Here is a 14,714-nt window from a genome sequence, read left to right as displayed (position 1 = left end):
CTGTGGGGCGGGGGCGCGCCCCCCCCCCCCTCACCCCCCCCCCCCGCACCCCGCCGCTTTCCTTGACCCCCCCCCCCCCCCCGGGGCCCCCCGGGCCCGCGGCCCCGGCCCCCGCCCCGGGGAACCGGAACCACCGGCCACACCCGGCCCTCGCGGGCCGTCGACCACCTGTGGAGAACCCATGAGCAAGCTCGCCGGAATCCCCCTGTCCGTCCTCGACGTCGTGCCCGTCTTCGCCGGCGGGACCGCGACCCAGGCGCTGCGCGACACCGTGGCCCTCGCCCCCAAGGTCGAGGCGCTCGGCTACCTGCGCTACTGGGTCGCCGAGCACCACAACACCCCGAGCCTCGCCACCTCGGCACCGGGGGTCCTCGTCGGCAGCCTCGCCGCGGTCACCACCACCCTCAAGGTCGGATCGGGCGGCGTGCTGCTGCCCAACCACGCACCGCTGGTCGTGGCCGAGCAGTTCGGCACGCTGGAGGCCCTGCACCCGGGCCGGATCGACCTCGGCCTCGGGCGCGCGCCCGGCACCGACCCGCTCACCGCCCGCGCGCTGCGCCGGGTGCCCGAGCTGGGCCAGGACGACTTCGCGCACCAGATAGCCGAGCTCGACGGGTACTTCGCGCCCGGCTCCCCCGACTCCGGCATCGTCGCGGTGCCCGCCGCCGACGGCCGCCCGGACCTCTGGATGCTGGGCTCCAGCCCGTCGAGCGCCCAGGCGGCCGGCGCGCTCGGCCTGCCGTACGCCTTCGCCCACCAGATCAACCCGCACGCCGCGGCGCACGCCCTGGAGCTGTACCGCAGGTCCTTCCGGCCCTCCGCCCACCTCGACCGGCCCCGCACCCTGGTCGCCGCGCTGGTCACCGTGGCCGAGACCGACGCCGCGGCCCGGGCCGCGGCCGCACCTTACCTCCTCGGCAAGATACGGATGCGCATGGTGCCGCGCTTCGACGCCTTCCCGTCCGCGCGGGAGACCGCCGCGCACGTGTTCTCCCCGGCCGAGCGGCAGTTCCTGGACGACCTGGTCGAGCCCCAGCTGGTCGGCGGCCCGGAGACGGTCCGCGAGAAGCTCACCGCGCTGGTGGCGCGCACCGGCGCGGACGAGCTGATGGCGCTGACCATCGTGCCCGACCAGGGCGAGCGGCTGCGCTCCTTCGAGCTCCTCGCCGAGGCCGCGGCCGCGGTGCGGCCCGGGGCCGGCACCGAGGGTGTTTCAGTTCGGCTTTAGAGATCCCCGAGAGAGTCGTGCACGGTCCAGAGTCCGCCAGCCGCCCCGGAGTTCGAATGCGTTCGCGCCGCACCGCCCCGCTCGAAGCCGTGCTGCTGTCCGTTCTCGTGCTCGTCGGCGCCCAGGCCTGCGGCCCCGGCGCCGACGGCACGCCGGGCGGCTCCGGGCCGCGCACCGGCGGCCACCTGACGTATGCGGTGAAGAAGGAGCCGGACTGCTGGGACCCGCACACCAGCGCCCAGGACGTGACGGCCTTCGTCCAGCGGCCGGTGTTCGACTCATTGGTCTACCAGACCCCGGACGGCGAGCTGGAACCCTGGCTCGCGCAGTCCTGGCGCACGAGCGAGGACGGCGAGGTCTACACCTTCACCCTCCGCCAGGACGTGACCTTCCACGACGGCACACCGCTCGACGCCGAGGCGGTGAAGGCCAACTTCGACCACATCACGGCCAAGGAGACCCGCTCCCAGTACGCCGCGGGCCTGCTCGGCCCGTACCAGGGGACCACCGTCACCGGGAAGTACCAGCTGGAGGTGCGCTTCGAGCGCCCCTACGCACCCTTCCTGCAGGCCCTCAGCACCACGTACCTGGGCATCGCCTCGCCGGCCTCGCTCAAGGCCGGCGCGGACAAGCTGTGCTCCGGCACCGACTCGGTGGGCTCGGGCCCGTTCAAGGCCGGCGCCTACCTGCGCGGCCAGCAGCGGCAGTACAGCAGGAACCCCGGCTACCAGTGGGCCCCCGAGCACGCCGGGCACAGCGGCCCGGCCGTGCTCGACTCCCTCACGCTGCGGTTCATCGCCGAGGACACCACCAGGGTCGGCGCGCTGACCTCGGGCCAGGTGTCGGCCATCGACGCCGTCCCGGCCAACCAGGCGCCCATGGTGTCCCGGGATCCCCACCTCGGCATCCTCACCATGGACGTCCCCGGCGTGGTGGACACCTTCTTCCTCAACACCCGCAGCGAGCTCTTCTCCGACGTGCGGGTGCGCACGGCCTTCCAGCGCGCCATCGACCTCGACGCCATCACCAAGTCCGTCTTCCAGGGCACCGGCACGCGCGCCTGGAGCCCGCTCGCCCCCTCCACCCCGCACAGCTACGACGCCGCCCTGGAGAAGAGCTGGCCGTTCGACCGCGCGCTGGCCGGCCGGCTCCTGGACGAGGCCGGCTGGACCGGCCGCGACGCCCAGGGCTACCGCACCAAGGACGGCCGCACGCTCACCGTCGTCGCACCCGTCTACGGCAAGCCGAGCCTCTTCTCACAGGCGGTCCAGGGCGATCTGAAGAAGTCCGGGATCAGACTGGACCTGGCCGCCTCCACCGACGCCACCGAGGTCGCGGGACGGCTGGCCCAGGGCCGCTACGACGTGGTCGAGACCTCCTGGGGCCGCGCCGACGGCGACATGCTCAGCCACTTCTTCCTCACCACCGAGGGTTCGGCCATCGGCCACAACTTCTCCCGGGTCTCCGACCCCGGGGTCGACGACTGGCTCCGGCGGGCCCAGGCGTCCCAGTCGCCGGACGAGCGCGCCGCGGACTACGCCGAGGTGCAACGCTGGGCGCTCGATCAGGCGGCCGTGGTGCCCGCGTACGTCGTGAAGGCCGCCGTGGGCGTGAACCGGAAGGTGCACGGCCTGCGCCTCGGCAGCTCGGCCTGGCCCGAGTTCTACGGCGCCTGGACGGAGGCCCGCTGATGCCCGCTCTCCTGCGTGTCGTCGCGTCCCGGCTCGGGGGCGCCGTCCTCGTGGTCTGGGGCGCGGCCAGCTGCGCCTTCCTGGCGCTGCACCTGATCCCCGGCGACCCGGTGAACGCCATCGTCGGCTCGAACTCCCTGGTCGGCGACGAGCAGCGGGCGGAGGTCCGGCACCACTACGGCCTCGACCAGCCGCTGGCCGTCCAGTACCTGCGCTACCTGCTCCGGCTGGCGCACGGCGACCTCGGCGACTCCTACCAACTGCAGCAGCCGGTCTCCTCCGTGCTCTCCGCACAGTTCCGGCCGACCGCCGAACTGGCGCTGTGGGCCACGCTGGTGGCGGTGGCGCTGGCGGTCGCCGTCGCGGTGCTCACCTCGGGCCACTCCCGGCTGCCGCGCCGGGTGTCGGCCGCGATCGAGCTGGTCGTCGTCTCCACGCCGTCCTTCTGGCTCGGGATCGTCCTGTTGACGGTCTTCTCGTTCCGGCTCGGCTGGCTGCCCGTCTCCGACGGCGACGACGTGCGGTCGCTCGTCCTGCCGGTGGCCACACTGGCCCTGCCGATCGCCGCGGTCCTCATCCCGGTCGTGCGCGAGGGACTGCTGCGGGCCCTGGAGCAGCCGTTCGCGCAGACCGCCCGGGCCCGCGGACTCGCCGAGCCCGCCGTGCGCGTGCGGCACGGGCTGCGGCACGCCGCCCTGCCGGCGCTCACCCTGACCGGCTGGTTCACCGGCACGCTGCTGGGCGGGGCGGTGGTCGTGGAGGACGTGTTCGCCAGGTCCGGGATCGGCCGGGTCACCCTGCAGGCCGTCGAGGGCCGCGACCTCCCGGTCGTGCAGGGAGTGGTCGCGCTGTCCGCGGTGGTGTTCGTCGCCGTGGGCGCGCTGATCGAGGTGCTGTACGCGCTGGTCGATCCGCGGCTGCGCGAGGGAACGGGGGTGACGGCGGCATGACCACCGAACAGCCGGTGCGGACCGGCCCGTTGACGGCGCTGACCGAACGGGTCCCGGGCGTCCGGCCGCGGCCCGGCGTGCTGCTCGCCGCGGCCCTGCTGGCCCTGATCCTGCTGGCCGCCCTCGTCCCGTCCCTGTTCGCGGACGGCAACCCGACCGACACCGATCCGCTGAACGCGCTCCAGCCGCCGGGCTCCGAGCACTGGTTCGGCACCGACCAGCTCGGCCGGGACGTCTTCACCAGGGTGGTGCACGGCACCCGCTACTCGCTCGCGATCGGCGCCGCGGCGACCGGCTGCGGAGTGGCCCTCGCCGTGCTCTGGGGCCTGGCCGCCGCGCTGTCCGGCCGGTTCGGGAACGCCCTGCTGATGCGCATCGCCGACGCGCTGCTCGCGGTGCCCGGCCTGCTGCTCGCCCTCCTGGTCGTCCTCGTCGTCGGCAAGGGCGTGACGGGCGCGACGGCCGCCGTGGCGGTCGGGCTCGCCCCCGGCTTCGCCCGGGTGGTCCGCGCCCAGGCCCTGCTGGTGCGCCGCTCGGGGTACGTCGAGGCCGCCGTCGCGATCGGGGTCCGCCGGTCGCTGATCGTCCTGCGGCACGTCCTGCCCAACACGCTCGCGCCGCTGCTCGTCCTGGCGACCGTCACCCTCGGCGCGTCCGTCTCCACCGGGGCGGCGCTCAGCTACCTCGGCCTCGGCGCCCAGCCGCCGACGCCGGAGTGGGGCGCGATGCTCACCGAGGGCCAGGGCTTCCTCGAACAGGCCTGGTGGATCGCGTTCTTCCCCGGCCTGCTGCTGGTCACCACGGTGGTGACCGTCACCGTGCTGGGACGCCACGCACAGGCACGATCCGAAGGGCGGTCCGCGGCATGACGGAACCACTGATCGACGTGGCCGGGCTCGACGTCAGGTTCGGCACGGGGGGCGGACAGGTCCACGCCGTTCGCGGCGCCTCGCTCAGCCTGGACGCCGGCCGGTGCCTGGCCCTGGTCGGCGAGTCCGGCTCGGGCAAGAGCACGTTCGCCCGCAGCCTGCTGGGCCTCGCCGGACCCACCGCGGCCGTCACCGCGCAGCGGCTGCGCATCTGCGGGGACGACGCCCGGAAGTTCGGGCCGCGCGACTGGCGTGCGGTCCGGGGCCGGCGGATCGGGCTGGTCGCCCAGGACGCACTGGTCGCCCTCGACCCGCTGCGCCCGGTCGGCCGGGAGATCGCCGAATCGTTGCTGACCCACCGGACCGTACCCCGGCGCGATGCCGGGGCGGTGGTGGTCGATCTGCTGACCCGGGTCGGCGTGCCGGAGCCGGCCGAGCGGGCCCGCGCGTACGTCCACCAGCTGTCGGGCGGACTCCGGCAGCGGGCGCTGATCGCCTCCGCCCTGGCGGCGGACCCGGCCGTCCTGATCGCCGACGAGCCGACGACCGCGCTGGACGCCGCCGTGCAGTCCCGGATCCTCGCACTGCTGGGCGAGTTGAAGGCGGCCGGCACCGGCGTGCTGCTGATCAGCCACGACCTCGCCGTGGTCGAGGCCCTGGCCGACGAGGTCGCGGTGATGAAGGACGGCCGCGTCGTCGAGTCGGGCCCGGTCGGCAAGGTGCTCGACCGCCCCCGCCACGCCTACACCCGCTCGCTGCTGGCCGCGGTGCCGGGCGGCCACCCGCGGGCGGCCCGGCCGTCCAGCGGCACCGGCCGCCCGGTGCTGCGGGCCGAGGGCGTCGGCAAGCACTACCAGGGTCCGCGACGCAGCCGGCGGACGGCCGTGGAGCAGGTCTCGTTCACCCTGCACGCCGGCGAGGCGCTCGGCCTCGTCGGCGAGTCGGGCTCCGGGAAGTCCACGCTCGCCCGGATCGCCCTCGGCCTGCTGGCTCCCGACACCGGCGAGGTGCGGCTGGACGGCGAGCCGTGGAGCACGCTGCCCGAACGGGCCCGGCGGGCCCGGCGGCACGCCATCCAGCTCGTCCCGCAGGACCCGCTGAGCGCCTTCGACCCGCGCTGGACGGTGGCCCGGATCATCGACGAGGCCCTGGGCGCCGCGGGAACGGCCCGCGCGGAGCGCCACGACCGGACGGTGCGGCTGCTGCGGCAGGTGGGACTCCCGGAGGAACTGCTGGAGCGCCGGCCGCTCGCCCTGTCCGGCGGCCAGCGTCAGCGCGTGGCCATCGCCCGGGCGCTCGCCCCCGGGCCCCGGGTGCTCGTGTGCGACGAACCGGTGTCGGCGCTGGACGTGTCCGTCCAGGCACAGATCCTCGACCTGCTGCGGGAGTTGCAGGACTCCCTCGGTCTGGCGACGCTCTTCGTCTCCCACGACCTGGCGGTCGTCCGGGAGGTGTGCACACGGGTGATGGTGATGCGCGCCGGCCGCGTCGTGGAGTCGGGACCGGTGGAGGAGGTCCTCGCGACGCCCTCGCACCCGTACACCGCGGAGTTGCTCGACGCGGTACCGCGCCGCACCCGTGCGGCGTTTGGTGCTGCCAAAGAACAGCTTTAGATCCGGCCAATGAGCCGCTGCAAGCCTCGAAGGGCCAATTTCGGACACTCTTGCGCCCCGGAGGCCGCCACTCATGCCCGCCACGCCGAGACCGCCGAGAACCACCAGACTGCCCTCGCTCACCGGGATGCGGTTCATCGCCGCCCTGCTCGTCTTCGCCTTCCACACCACCTGGCAGACCCGGTTCATCCCGGGTGGTGCGGGCGACACCCTCAGCACCGTCTTCGCCAACGCCGGCTTCTACGGCGTGAGCTTCTTCTTCGTGCTCAGCGGCTTCGTCCTGACCTGGTCGGCGCGGCCGAACGACACCGCGCCCCGGGTCTGGCGGCGCCGGCTCGTCAAGATCTACCCGAACCACCTGGTCACCTTCGTGATCGCCGCCGCCCTGATGCTCGCGGCCTCCGACGTCTTCACCACCGAGGGCACGCTGACCAACCTGTTCCTGCTGCAGGCGTGGGTGCCGCAGATCCAGGTCCCCAACACGATGAACGCCGTCAGCTGGTCACTCTCCTGCGAACTGTTCTTCTACCTGAGCTTCCCGTGGCTCCTGCGCCTGCTCGACCGGGTACCGGTACGGCGCCTGTGGGCCCTCGCCGGAGCCCTCGCCGTGTGCACCGTGGCGGTCCCGTGGATCAGCCTGCACACCCTGCACGGACAGCCGCTGCCCTTCATCGCCGACGGCTCGCTCTCCTTCGAGCAGATCTGGTTCGTCTACTTCTTCCCGCCGGTCCGGGCGCTGGAGTTCGTCCTCGGCATGGTCGCCGCCCGGCTCGTGCTGTCCGGCTCGTGGCCGCGGATCGGCCTGTGGCCGGCCGGCCTGATCGCCGTCGGCGGCTACGCCCTCAACTCGGCCGTGCCGTACCTGTACGGCGTCGCGGGCACCGCCGCCCTCTGGCTCACCCCGCTGGTCGCGAGCGCCGCCGTCGCCGACCGCGACGGCACCCCGACCCCGTTCCGGGGCCGGCTCCTGGTACGGCTCGGCGAACTCTCCTTCGCCTTCTACATGGTGCACGGCCTCGTCGTCACGTACGGACACCGGTGGCTCGTCGAGGGGCGGAGCCTGCCGACGGCCGCCGCGGCCGCCCTGCTCGTCGCGGCTCTGGCGTTCTGCCTGGTGCTGGCCCTCGCGCTGTTCACCTGGGTCGAGAGCCCGCTCGTGCGCCTGCTCAGCACACCTCGCGCGGAGCGCCGCGCGCCGCACACCACACCCCTTTCCGTCCCCGCCCTGGAGGCCAAGGAATGACCGACACCACGCGAGCCGCGAGCGACGACCGCCGACCACCGGCGTACCCCCAGGCCCGCGGCTGCCCCTTCCAGCCGCCGTCCGGTTACGACCGGTACCGCGAGGAAGGACCGGTCTCCGCCGTCGAGCTCTACGACGGCCGCCGGGTGTGGGCCGTCAGCGGCCACACCGAGGCCCGTCAGGTCCTGCTCGACGCCGCCACCTTCTCCTCCGACCGCGTCCACCGCGACTACCCGGCCACCGCCCCGCGCTTCGAATCCGCGCGCAAGGTCAAGAACTTCATCGGCATGGACCCGCCGGAACACACCGTCCAGCGGCGCATGCTGCTCTCCACCTTCACCGTCAAGAAGGTGCAGGCGCTGCGCCCCGGCATCCAGCGCCTGGTCGACGAGCTCGTGGACGCCATCGAGGCCAAGGGCCCGGTGGCCGACCTCGTTCCCGACTTCGCGCTGCCCGTGCCGTCGATCGTCATCTGCGAGCTGCTCGGCGTGCCCTACGCCGACCACACGTTCTTCGAACAGCAGTCACGGCGCGTGGTCACCGGGAGCACCACCCTGGAGGACAGCGCCGACGCCTTCGCGCAGCTGAGCTCCTACCTCGACGAGCTGATCCGGCGCAAGGAACGCGAACCGGGCGACGGGCTGCTCGACACCCTGATCGCCGAGCAGCTGGCCGTCGGCGCGCTCTCCCACCGCGAACTGGTGGACATCGCACTGCTGCTGCTCGTCGCGGGCCACGAGACCACCGCGAGCGCCATCGCCCTCGGTGTCCTCACCCTGCTGAAGCACCCGGACCAGCTCGCCGCCCTGCGCGACAACCCGGACGTGCTGCCGACCGCGGTCGAGGAACTGCTGCGCTACATGGCGATCGCCGACGGCGTGGCCCGGTTCGCCACCACCGACACCGAGCTGGGCGGACAGCGCATCAAGGCCGGTGACGGGGTCGTCGTGGTCATCTCCACCGCCAACCGGGACGAGGCCGCCTTCCCCGCGGCCGGGTCGTTCGACGTCGCCCGCGGTGCCCGGCACCACATCTCCTTCGGCCACGGCGTCCACCAGTGCATCGGCCAGAACCTGGCCCGGGCAGAGATGGAGATCGCCCTGTCCACGCTCTTCCGCCGGCTGCCGGGTCTGCGGCTGGCCGTGCCGGAGACGGAACTGCCGGTCAAGGAGGCGGGCGGGGTCCAGGGCGTCTGGAAACTGCCGGTCACCTGGTGACGAGTGCCAATCTGCAGACTGGCAGCGGTACCTGACGGATCAGAACAACGAGGAGAACAATGCGCATCACGGCCGACACCGGAAGGTGTCTGGGCGCGGGACAGTGCGTCCTGTCCGCACCCGACCGCTTCGACCAGTCGACGGAAGGCACGGTGCTCGTGCTGACACCCTCGGTGGAGGGGGAGGCGGAGGAAGCGCGGCTGCGCGAGACCATCGCGCTCTGCCCGTCGCAGGCGATCGCCCTGGAGGCCTGACCATGCCCGTGACGGGAAACCTCGCCGACGCGATCGCCGACCACCGGGCCGGCCCGCGCCCGCTCGGCGAACTGCCCGCCGTACCAGGCGTCTCGGTGCGCGAGCTGTTCGTGCCCGGCCCTCCGGGGGCCCCGGACGTGCGGGTGCGGATCTACCGGCCCGACGCCGAGGACGCCGCGCTGCCCGCGGTGCTCTGGATCCACGGCGGGGGCTTCGTCCTCGGCAACGTGGACGCCGCTCACCACGGCGCCGCGCAGGCCGCCCTGCACGCCTCGGCCGTCGTGGTCGCCGTGGCCTACCGGCTCGCGCCCGAGCACCCGTTCCCGGCGGGTCTGGACGACTGCTGGGCGGCACTGGAGTGGACCGCCGCGAACCCGGCCGAGCTGGGCGCCGACCCGGCCCGGCTCGCCGTGGCCGGCGCGAGCTCCGGCGGCTGTCTCGCCGCGGGCCTCACCCTGCTCGCGCGCGACCGCGGCGGCCCCGCGCTGTGCTTCCAGCACCTGAGCACCCCGGTGCTGGACGACCGGCTGAACACCCCCTCGATGGCCGAGCACACCGCCACACCCATCTGGAACCGGCCGCTCGCCGAGGAGAGCTGGCAGCTCTACCTCGGGGCGGGGCGGGAGACGACGCCGAAGTACGCCGCACCGGCCCGCGCCGCGGACCTCCGCGGCCTGCCACCGGCGTACATCTCCACGGCGGGCCTCGACCCGCTGCGCGACGAGGGACTCCGCTACGGCCTACGGCTCGCCGAGGCGGGTGTGCCCACCGAAGTCCACAACTACCCCGGTGCCTACCACGCCTTCGGCGGCGCGGCGGCCCCGGAGGACCAGCAGCGGATCGCGGTCGAGCACCTGGTCACGCTGCGCCGCGGGCTGCACCCGGACCGCCGGGTTTAGCAGGGTTTAGAACGCGCAAAGGTCGTCGTTAGCCCCGCTGGCGAGGGTGGTTGCCACCAGGTCGTCGTCGACGAGGGAGCACGTCACAGACCATGCGTAGCGACCACTCCGCACCGATCGCCGTCATCGGACTCGCCTGCCGCCTGCCCAAGGCGCCCGACCCCGCCGCGTTCTGGCAGCTGCTCAGCAGCGGCGAGGACGCGGTGGGAGAGGCGCCGGCGGGCCGGTGGTCCGCTGCCGCCCCCGCCCGTGGCGCCTTCCTCGACGAGGTCGACCGCTTCGATGCCGCCTTCTTCGGGATCTCCCCGCGCGAGGCCGCGGCGATGGACCCGCAGCAGCGGCTGATGCTCGAACTCGGCTGGGAGGCGTTGGAGGAGTCCGGAATCGTCCCGGCCGCACTCACCGGCAGCCGCACCGCGGTGTTCGCGAGCGCCATCTGGGACGACTACGCGGCCCTGCACCACCGCCGCGGTGAGGACGCCGGCGACCGCCACGCGGTGACCGGCCTCCACCGCGGGATCCTCGCCAACCGGCTCTCGTACGTCCTCGGCCTCACCGGCCCGAGCCTCACGGTGGACGCGGCACAGTCCTCGTCGCTCGTCGCGGTCCACCTGGCCTGCGAGAGCCTGCGCAGCGGCGAGTCCGAACTCGCCGTCGTCGGCGGGGTCAACCTGATCCTCTCCCCCGGATCCAGTGCCGACAGCGCCCGGTTCGGCGCCCTCTCCCCCGACGGACGCTGCTACACGTTCGACGCCCGCGCCAACGGCTACGTCCGCGGCGAGGGCGGCGTCGCCGTCGTCCTCAAACCCCTCGACCGCGCGCTCGCCGACGGCGACCACGTGCACTGCGTGATCCTCGGCAGCGCCGTGAACAACGACGGTGCCTCCACCGCCCTGACCGTCCCCGACCGGACCGCGCAGGAGGCCGTGCTGCGCACGGCCCACGAGCGGGCCGGCACCCCGCCGCTCGCCGTGCAGTACGTCGAACTGCACGGCACCGGCACGCCGGTGGGCGACCCGGTCGAGGCGGCGGCCCTGGGCGCCGTGCTCGGCCGCGGCCGGACGCCGGACGACGCGCTGCACGTCGGCTCGGCGAAGACGAACGTCGGCCACCTGGAGGGCGCCGCCGGACTCGTCGGCCTGCTGAAGACGGCGCTGGCCATCTCGCGGGGCAGCATCCCGGCGAGCCTCAACTTCCGCGCGCCCAACCCGGCGATCCCCCTGGACGAGCTCGGTCTGCGGGTGCGCACCGAGCAGGGCCCGTGGCCACGGGCGGAGCTCCCGCTGGTCGCGGGCGTCAGCTCGTTCGGCATGGGCGGCACCAACTGCCACGTGGTGCTGGCCGATGCCGCGAGCGTGGCCGAGCTGCGCGGAACGGGCCCGGTGAGCACACCGGCCGGCTCCGCCACCGCTCTCGCCGCCGAACAGGGCGCGGACGGCGCCGGACCCGTCCCGTGGCCGCTGTCCGCACGCGACGCCCGGTCCCTGCGGGCCCAGGCCGCCCGGCTCCGCGACCACCTGGCCACCGGGGCCGGCACCGCCCGCCCGGTCGACACGGCCCATGCGCTGGCCACCACGAGGACGCTCTTCGACGAGCGCGCCGTGGTGCTGGCGGACGACCCCGCCGGGCTGCTGCGCGGCGTCGAGGCGCTGGCCGCCGGCGAGGACCATCCGGCGATCGTGCGGGGGCGGGCGTCCGGCCCCGCGGGCGTCGCGTTCCTGTTCACCGGCCAGGGCAGTCAGCGCGCCGGCATGGGCCGCGAACTCCACGCCGCCCACCCCGAGTTCGCCGCCGCCTTCGACGCCGCCTGCGCCGCCCTCGACCCCCACCTCGACCACCCGCTGCGCGACATCGTCTTCGCCGACGAGGGCACCCCCGAAGCCGCGCTCCTCCACCAGACCCGCTACACCCAACCCGCCCTCTTCGCCCTCGAAACCGCCCTCCACCACCTGGTGGGACGGTTCGGCCTGACGCCGGACCACCTCGCCGGCCACTCCGTCGGCGAGATCGTCGCCGCCCACGCCGCGGGAGTCCTCTCGCTCGACGACGCCGCACTCCTGGTCGCCGCCCGCGGACGGCTCATGCAGGCAGTGCCCACGGGCGGGGCCATGGCCGCCGTCGAGGCCACCGAGGACGAGGTGCTGCCGCTCCTCGACGCGCGCGTCTCCCTCGCCGCCGTCAACGGACCCCGCGCCGTCGTCATCGCCGGCGACGAACCCGACGTCCTGCGCGTCACCGAAGCGCTGACCGCCCAGGGCCGGCGCACCCGGCGCCTCACCACGAGCCACGCCTTCCACTCCCCCCACATGGACCCCGTCCTCGACGAGTTCCACCGCGTCGCCGCCGGACTGACCTTCCACGCACCCCGCGTCCCGGTGGTCTCGAACGTCACCGGCGAGCTCGCCACCGCCGAGGAGCTCACCTCCCCCGCGTACTGGACGCGGCACATCCGCGAGGCCGTCCGCTTCCACGACGGCATCCGCACGCTGCGCCGCAACGGCGTCGGCGTGTTCCTCGAACTCGGCCCCGACGCCGTGCTCACCGGCATGGGCCGCGAGTCCCTGGCGGGCCAGGACGAGGACGACCCCGTGCTGCTGGCCGCGCTGCGCCGCGGCCGTCCCGAACCGACGACCCTGCTGGCCGCCCTCGCGGGCGCGCACGTCCGGGGCGCCCGGGTGGACTGGGCCGGGTCACCCGCCGTCCGGGGTGGACGTCCCGTCCCCCTGCCGACCTACGCGTTCCAGCGCGAACGCCACTGGCTCGACACCCCGGCCGCGTCCCCCGCGCCCGAGACCGCCCCCGCACCGGCGACGGCCCCCGCACCGGCACCGCAGACCGGGCCGGCGGGCCCGGCCTCGGCGGGCCGCCCGGCCCGACCGGCCGCGCCCGTCGAACTGCTCGACCTCGTGCGCACCCAGACCGCCATCGTGCTCGGCCACGTCACGGGTGCCACCGTGGACACCGGCCGCACCTTCAAGGACCTCGGCTTCGACTCGCTCGCCGGGGTCGAGCTGCGCGACCGCCTGCAGGCCGCCACCGGGCTGACGCTGCCGACCGCGCTGATCTACAACCACCCGACCCCCGAGGCCGTCGTCGGGATGCTCCACGAGCGGCTGTCCGGCACCCGGACGGACGTCGCGGCGCCGGCCACGGCCCCCTCCCGGACCGGCGCCGACGACCCGATCGCGATCGTCGGCATGGCCTGCCGCTACCCGGGCGGCGTCGCCTCCCCCGAGGACCTCTGGCGGCTCGTCGCCTCCGGCACCGACGCCATCGGCGACTTCCCCACCAACCGCGGCTGGGACCTCTCCGCGCTGTACGACCCCGACCCGGACCACCCCGGCACGTCCTACACCCGCAAGGGCGGATTCCTCCACGACGCGGGCGAGTTCGACCCCGCACTGTTCGGGATCAGCCCGCGCGAGGCCCTCGCGATGGACCCGCAGCAGCGCCTGCTGCTGGAAACCGCGTGGGAGACGTTCGAACGCGCCGGCATCGCACCCGACGGACTGCGCGGGAGCGCGTCGGGCGTCTTCATCGGCGCGACCGCGCAGGACTACGGTGCCCGGCTGCACGAACCCGCCGACGGCCTCGACGGCTACCTGCTGACCGGCGGCACCGTGAGCGTCGCCTCCGGCCGGATCGCCTACACGTTCGGGCTGGAGGGCCCGGCGGTCACCGTCGACACCGCGTGCTCCTCCTCCCTCGTCGCCCTGCACCTCGCCGCCCAAGCCCTGCGGCAGGGCGAGTGCGACCTCGCACTCGCCGGCGGCGTCACGGTCATGCCGACGCCCGGCATGTTCCTGGAGTTCAGCCGGCAGCGCGGACTGTCCGCCGACGGCCGCTGCAAGCCGTTCGCCGCGGCGGCCGACGGCACCGGCTGGTCCGAAGGCGTCGGCCTCCTCCTCGTCGAACGCCTCTCCGACGCCCGCCGCAACGGCCACCACGTCCTCGCCCTCGTCCGCGGCTCCGCCATCAACCAGGACGGCGCCTCCAACGGCCTCACCGCCCCCAACGGCACAGCCCAGGAACGCGTCATCCGCCAGGCCCTCCACCAGGCCGCACTCACCCCCGCCGACATCGACGCCGTCGAGGCCCACGGCACCGGCACCCGCCTCGGCGACCCCATCGAAGCCCAGGCCATCCTCGCCACCTACGGACAGGACCGACCCACCGAATACCCCCTCCTGCTCGGCTCCCTGAAATCCAACATCGGCCACACCCAGGCCGCCGCCGGCGTCGGCGGCATCATCAAAATGATCCAGGCCATGCACCACGGCCTCCTGCCCCGCACCCTCCACATCGACGAACCCACCCCCCACGTCGACTGGACCACCGGCACCGTCGAACTCCTCACCCACCAACGGGAATGGACCCCCAACGGCCACCCCCGCCGCGCCGCCGTGTCCTCCTTCGGCATCAGCGGCACCAACGCCCACGTCATCCTCGAACAGGCTCCCGCCCTGGCCGAGGCCCCGACCACCGAGCCGGTGGAACCCACGCCGACCGGGCCGACGCTGTGGCCGCTCTCCGCCCACAGCCAGAAGGCCTTGCGTGCCCAGGCCGAACGGCTCCGGTCACATGCCGCCGAGCACCCCGAGCTCGATCCGTCGTCCATCGCACGGCAGTTGGCCACCGGTCGGTCATCCTTGGCACACCGTGCGGCGGTGGTGGCGGCCGACCGCGACGAAGCCCTCGCAGCACTCGACGCCCTCGCCAACGACCAGGACCACCCCGCCCTCCACCGCGG

General features: G+C 74.2%; 10 protein-coding genes. All 10 read left to right on the top strand.

The features are described from left to right. The first annotated feature begins 181 nt into the window (after positions 1–181). Positions 182–1,228 carry an LLM class flavin-dependent oxidoreductase gene (locus ACFV4F_RS07735; RefSeq protein ID WP_380448165.1) on the top strand — a complete coding sequence of 349 codons (1,047 nt, stop codon included), beginning with the start codon at positions 182–184 and terminating at the stop codon, positions 1,226–1,228. Positions 1,229–1,284: 56 nt separating this feature from the next. After that, positions 1,285–2,919 carry an ABC transporter substrate-binding protein gene (locus ACFV4F_RS07730; RefSeq protein WP_380500831.1) on the top strand — a complete coding sequence of 545 codons (1,635 nt, stop codon included), beginning with the start codon at positions 1,285–1,287 and terminating at the stop codon, positions 2,917–2,919. Continuing rightward, positions 2,919–3,869 carry an ABC transporter permease gene (locus ACFV4F_RS07725; RefSeq protein WP_380500829.1) on the top strand — a complete coding sequence of 317 codons (951 nt, stop codon included), beginning with the start codon at positions 2,919–2,921 and terminating at the stop codon, positions 3,867–3,869. Before ACFV4F_RS07730 ends, ACFV4F_RS07725 begins: the two co-directional genes overlap by 1 nt. Further along, on the top strand, positions 3,866–4,738 hold the full coding sequence (locus ACFV4F_RS07720) for an ABC transporter permease (RefSeq protein ID WP_380448159.1): 873 nt from the start codon (positions 3,866–3,868) through the stop codon (positions 4,736–4,738). Before ACFV4F_RS07725 ends, ACFV4F_RS07720 begins: the two co-directional genes overlap by 4 nt. Then, a complete protein-coding gene (locus ACFV4F_RS07715; protein WP_380500827.1) occupies positions 4,735–6,351 on the top strand; it encodes a dipeptide ABC transporter ATP-binding protein in 1,617 nt (538 codons plus the stop codon). The genes ACFV4F_RS07720 and ACFV4F_RS07715 overlap by 4 nt, the downstream gene beginning before the upstream one ends. Positions 6,352–6,424: 73 nt before the next feature. Next, positions 6,425–7,594, top strand: a complete 1,170-nt coding sequence (locus ACFV4F_RS07710) for an acyltransferase family protein (RefSeq protein ID WP_380500825.1) — start codon at positions 6,425–6,427, stop codon at positions 7,592–7,594. Further along, positions 7,591–8,811, top strand: a complete 1,221-nt coding sequence (locus tag ACFV4F_RS07705; RefSeq protein WP_380448153.1) for a cytochrome P450 — start codon at positions 7,591–7,593, stop codon at positions 8,809–8,811. The genes ACFV4F_RS07710 and ACFV4F_RS07705 overlap by 4 nt, the downstream gene beginning before the upstream one ends. A 59-nt stretch (positions 8,812–8,870) precedes the next feature. Then, positions 8,871–9,065: a ferredoxin gene (locus ACFV4F_RS07700; protein WP_359973423.1), complete on the top strand. Its 195-nt coding sequence runs from the start codon at positions 8,871–8,873 to the stop codon at positions 9,063–9,065. 2 nt (positions 9,066–9,067) lie between these two features. Continuing rightward, positions 9,068–9,964 carry an alpha/beta hydrolase gene (locus tag ACFV4F_RS07695; protein ID WP_380448151.1) on the top strand — a complete coding sequence of 299 codons (897 nt, stop codon included), beginning with the start codon at positions 9,068–9,070 and terminating at the stop codon, positions 9,962–9,964. 92 nt (positions 9,965–10,056) lie between these two features. Beyond that, positions 10,057–14,714: beta-ketoacyl synthase N-terminal-like domain-containing protein (locus ACFV4F_RS07690; protein WP_380500823.1), on the top strand; the 4,658-nt coding region annotated here is incomplete at its 3' end.

The sequence above is a fragment of the Kitasatospora sp. NPDC059722 genome (assembly GCF_042733235.1).
Classification (GTDB): Bacteria; Actinomycetota; Actinomycetes; order Streptomycetales; family Streptomycetaceae; genus Kitasatospora.
The sequence above is the reverse complement of the archived record's forward strand: the minus strand, read 5'-3'. Positions and strand labels throughout refer to the sequence as shown.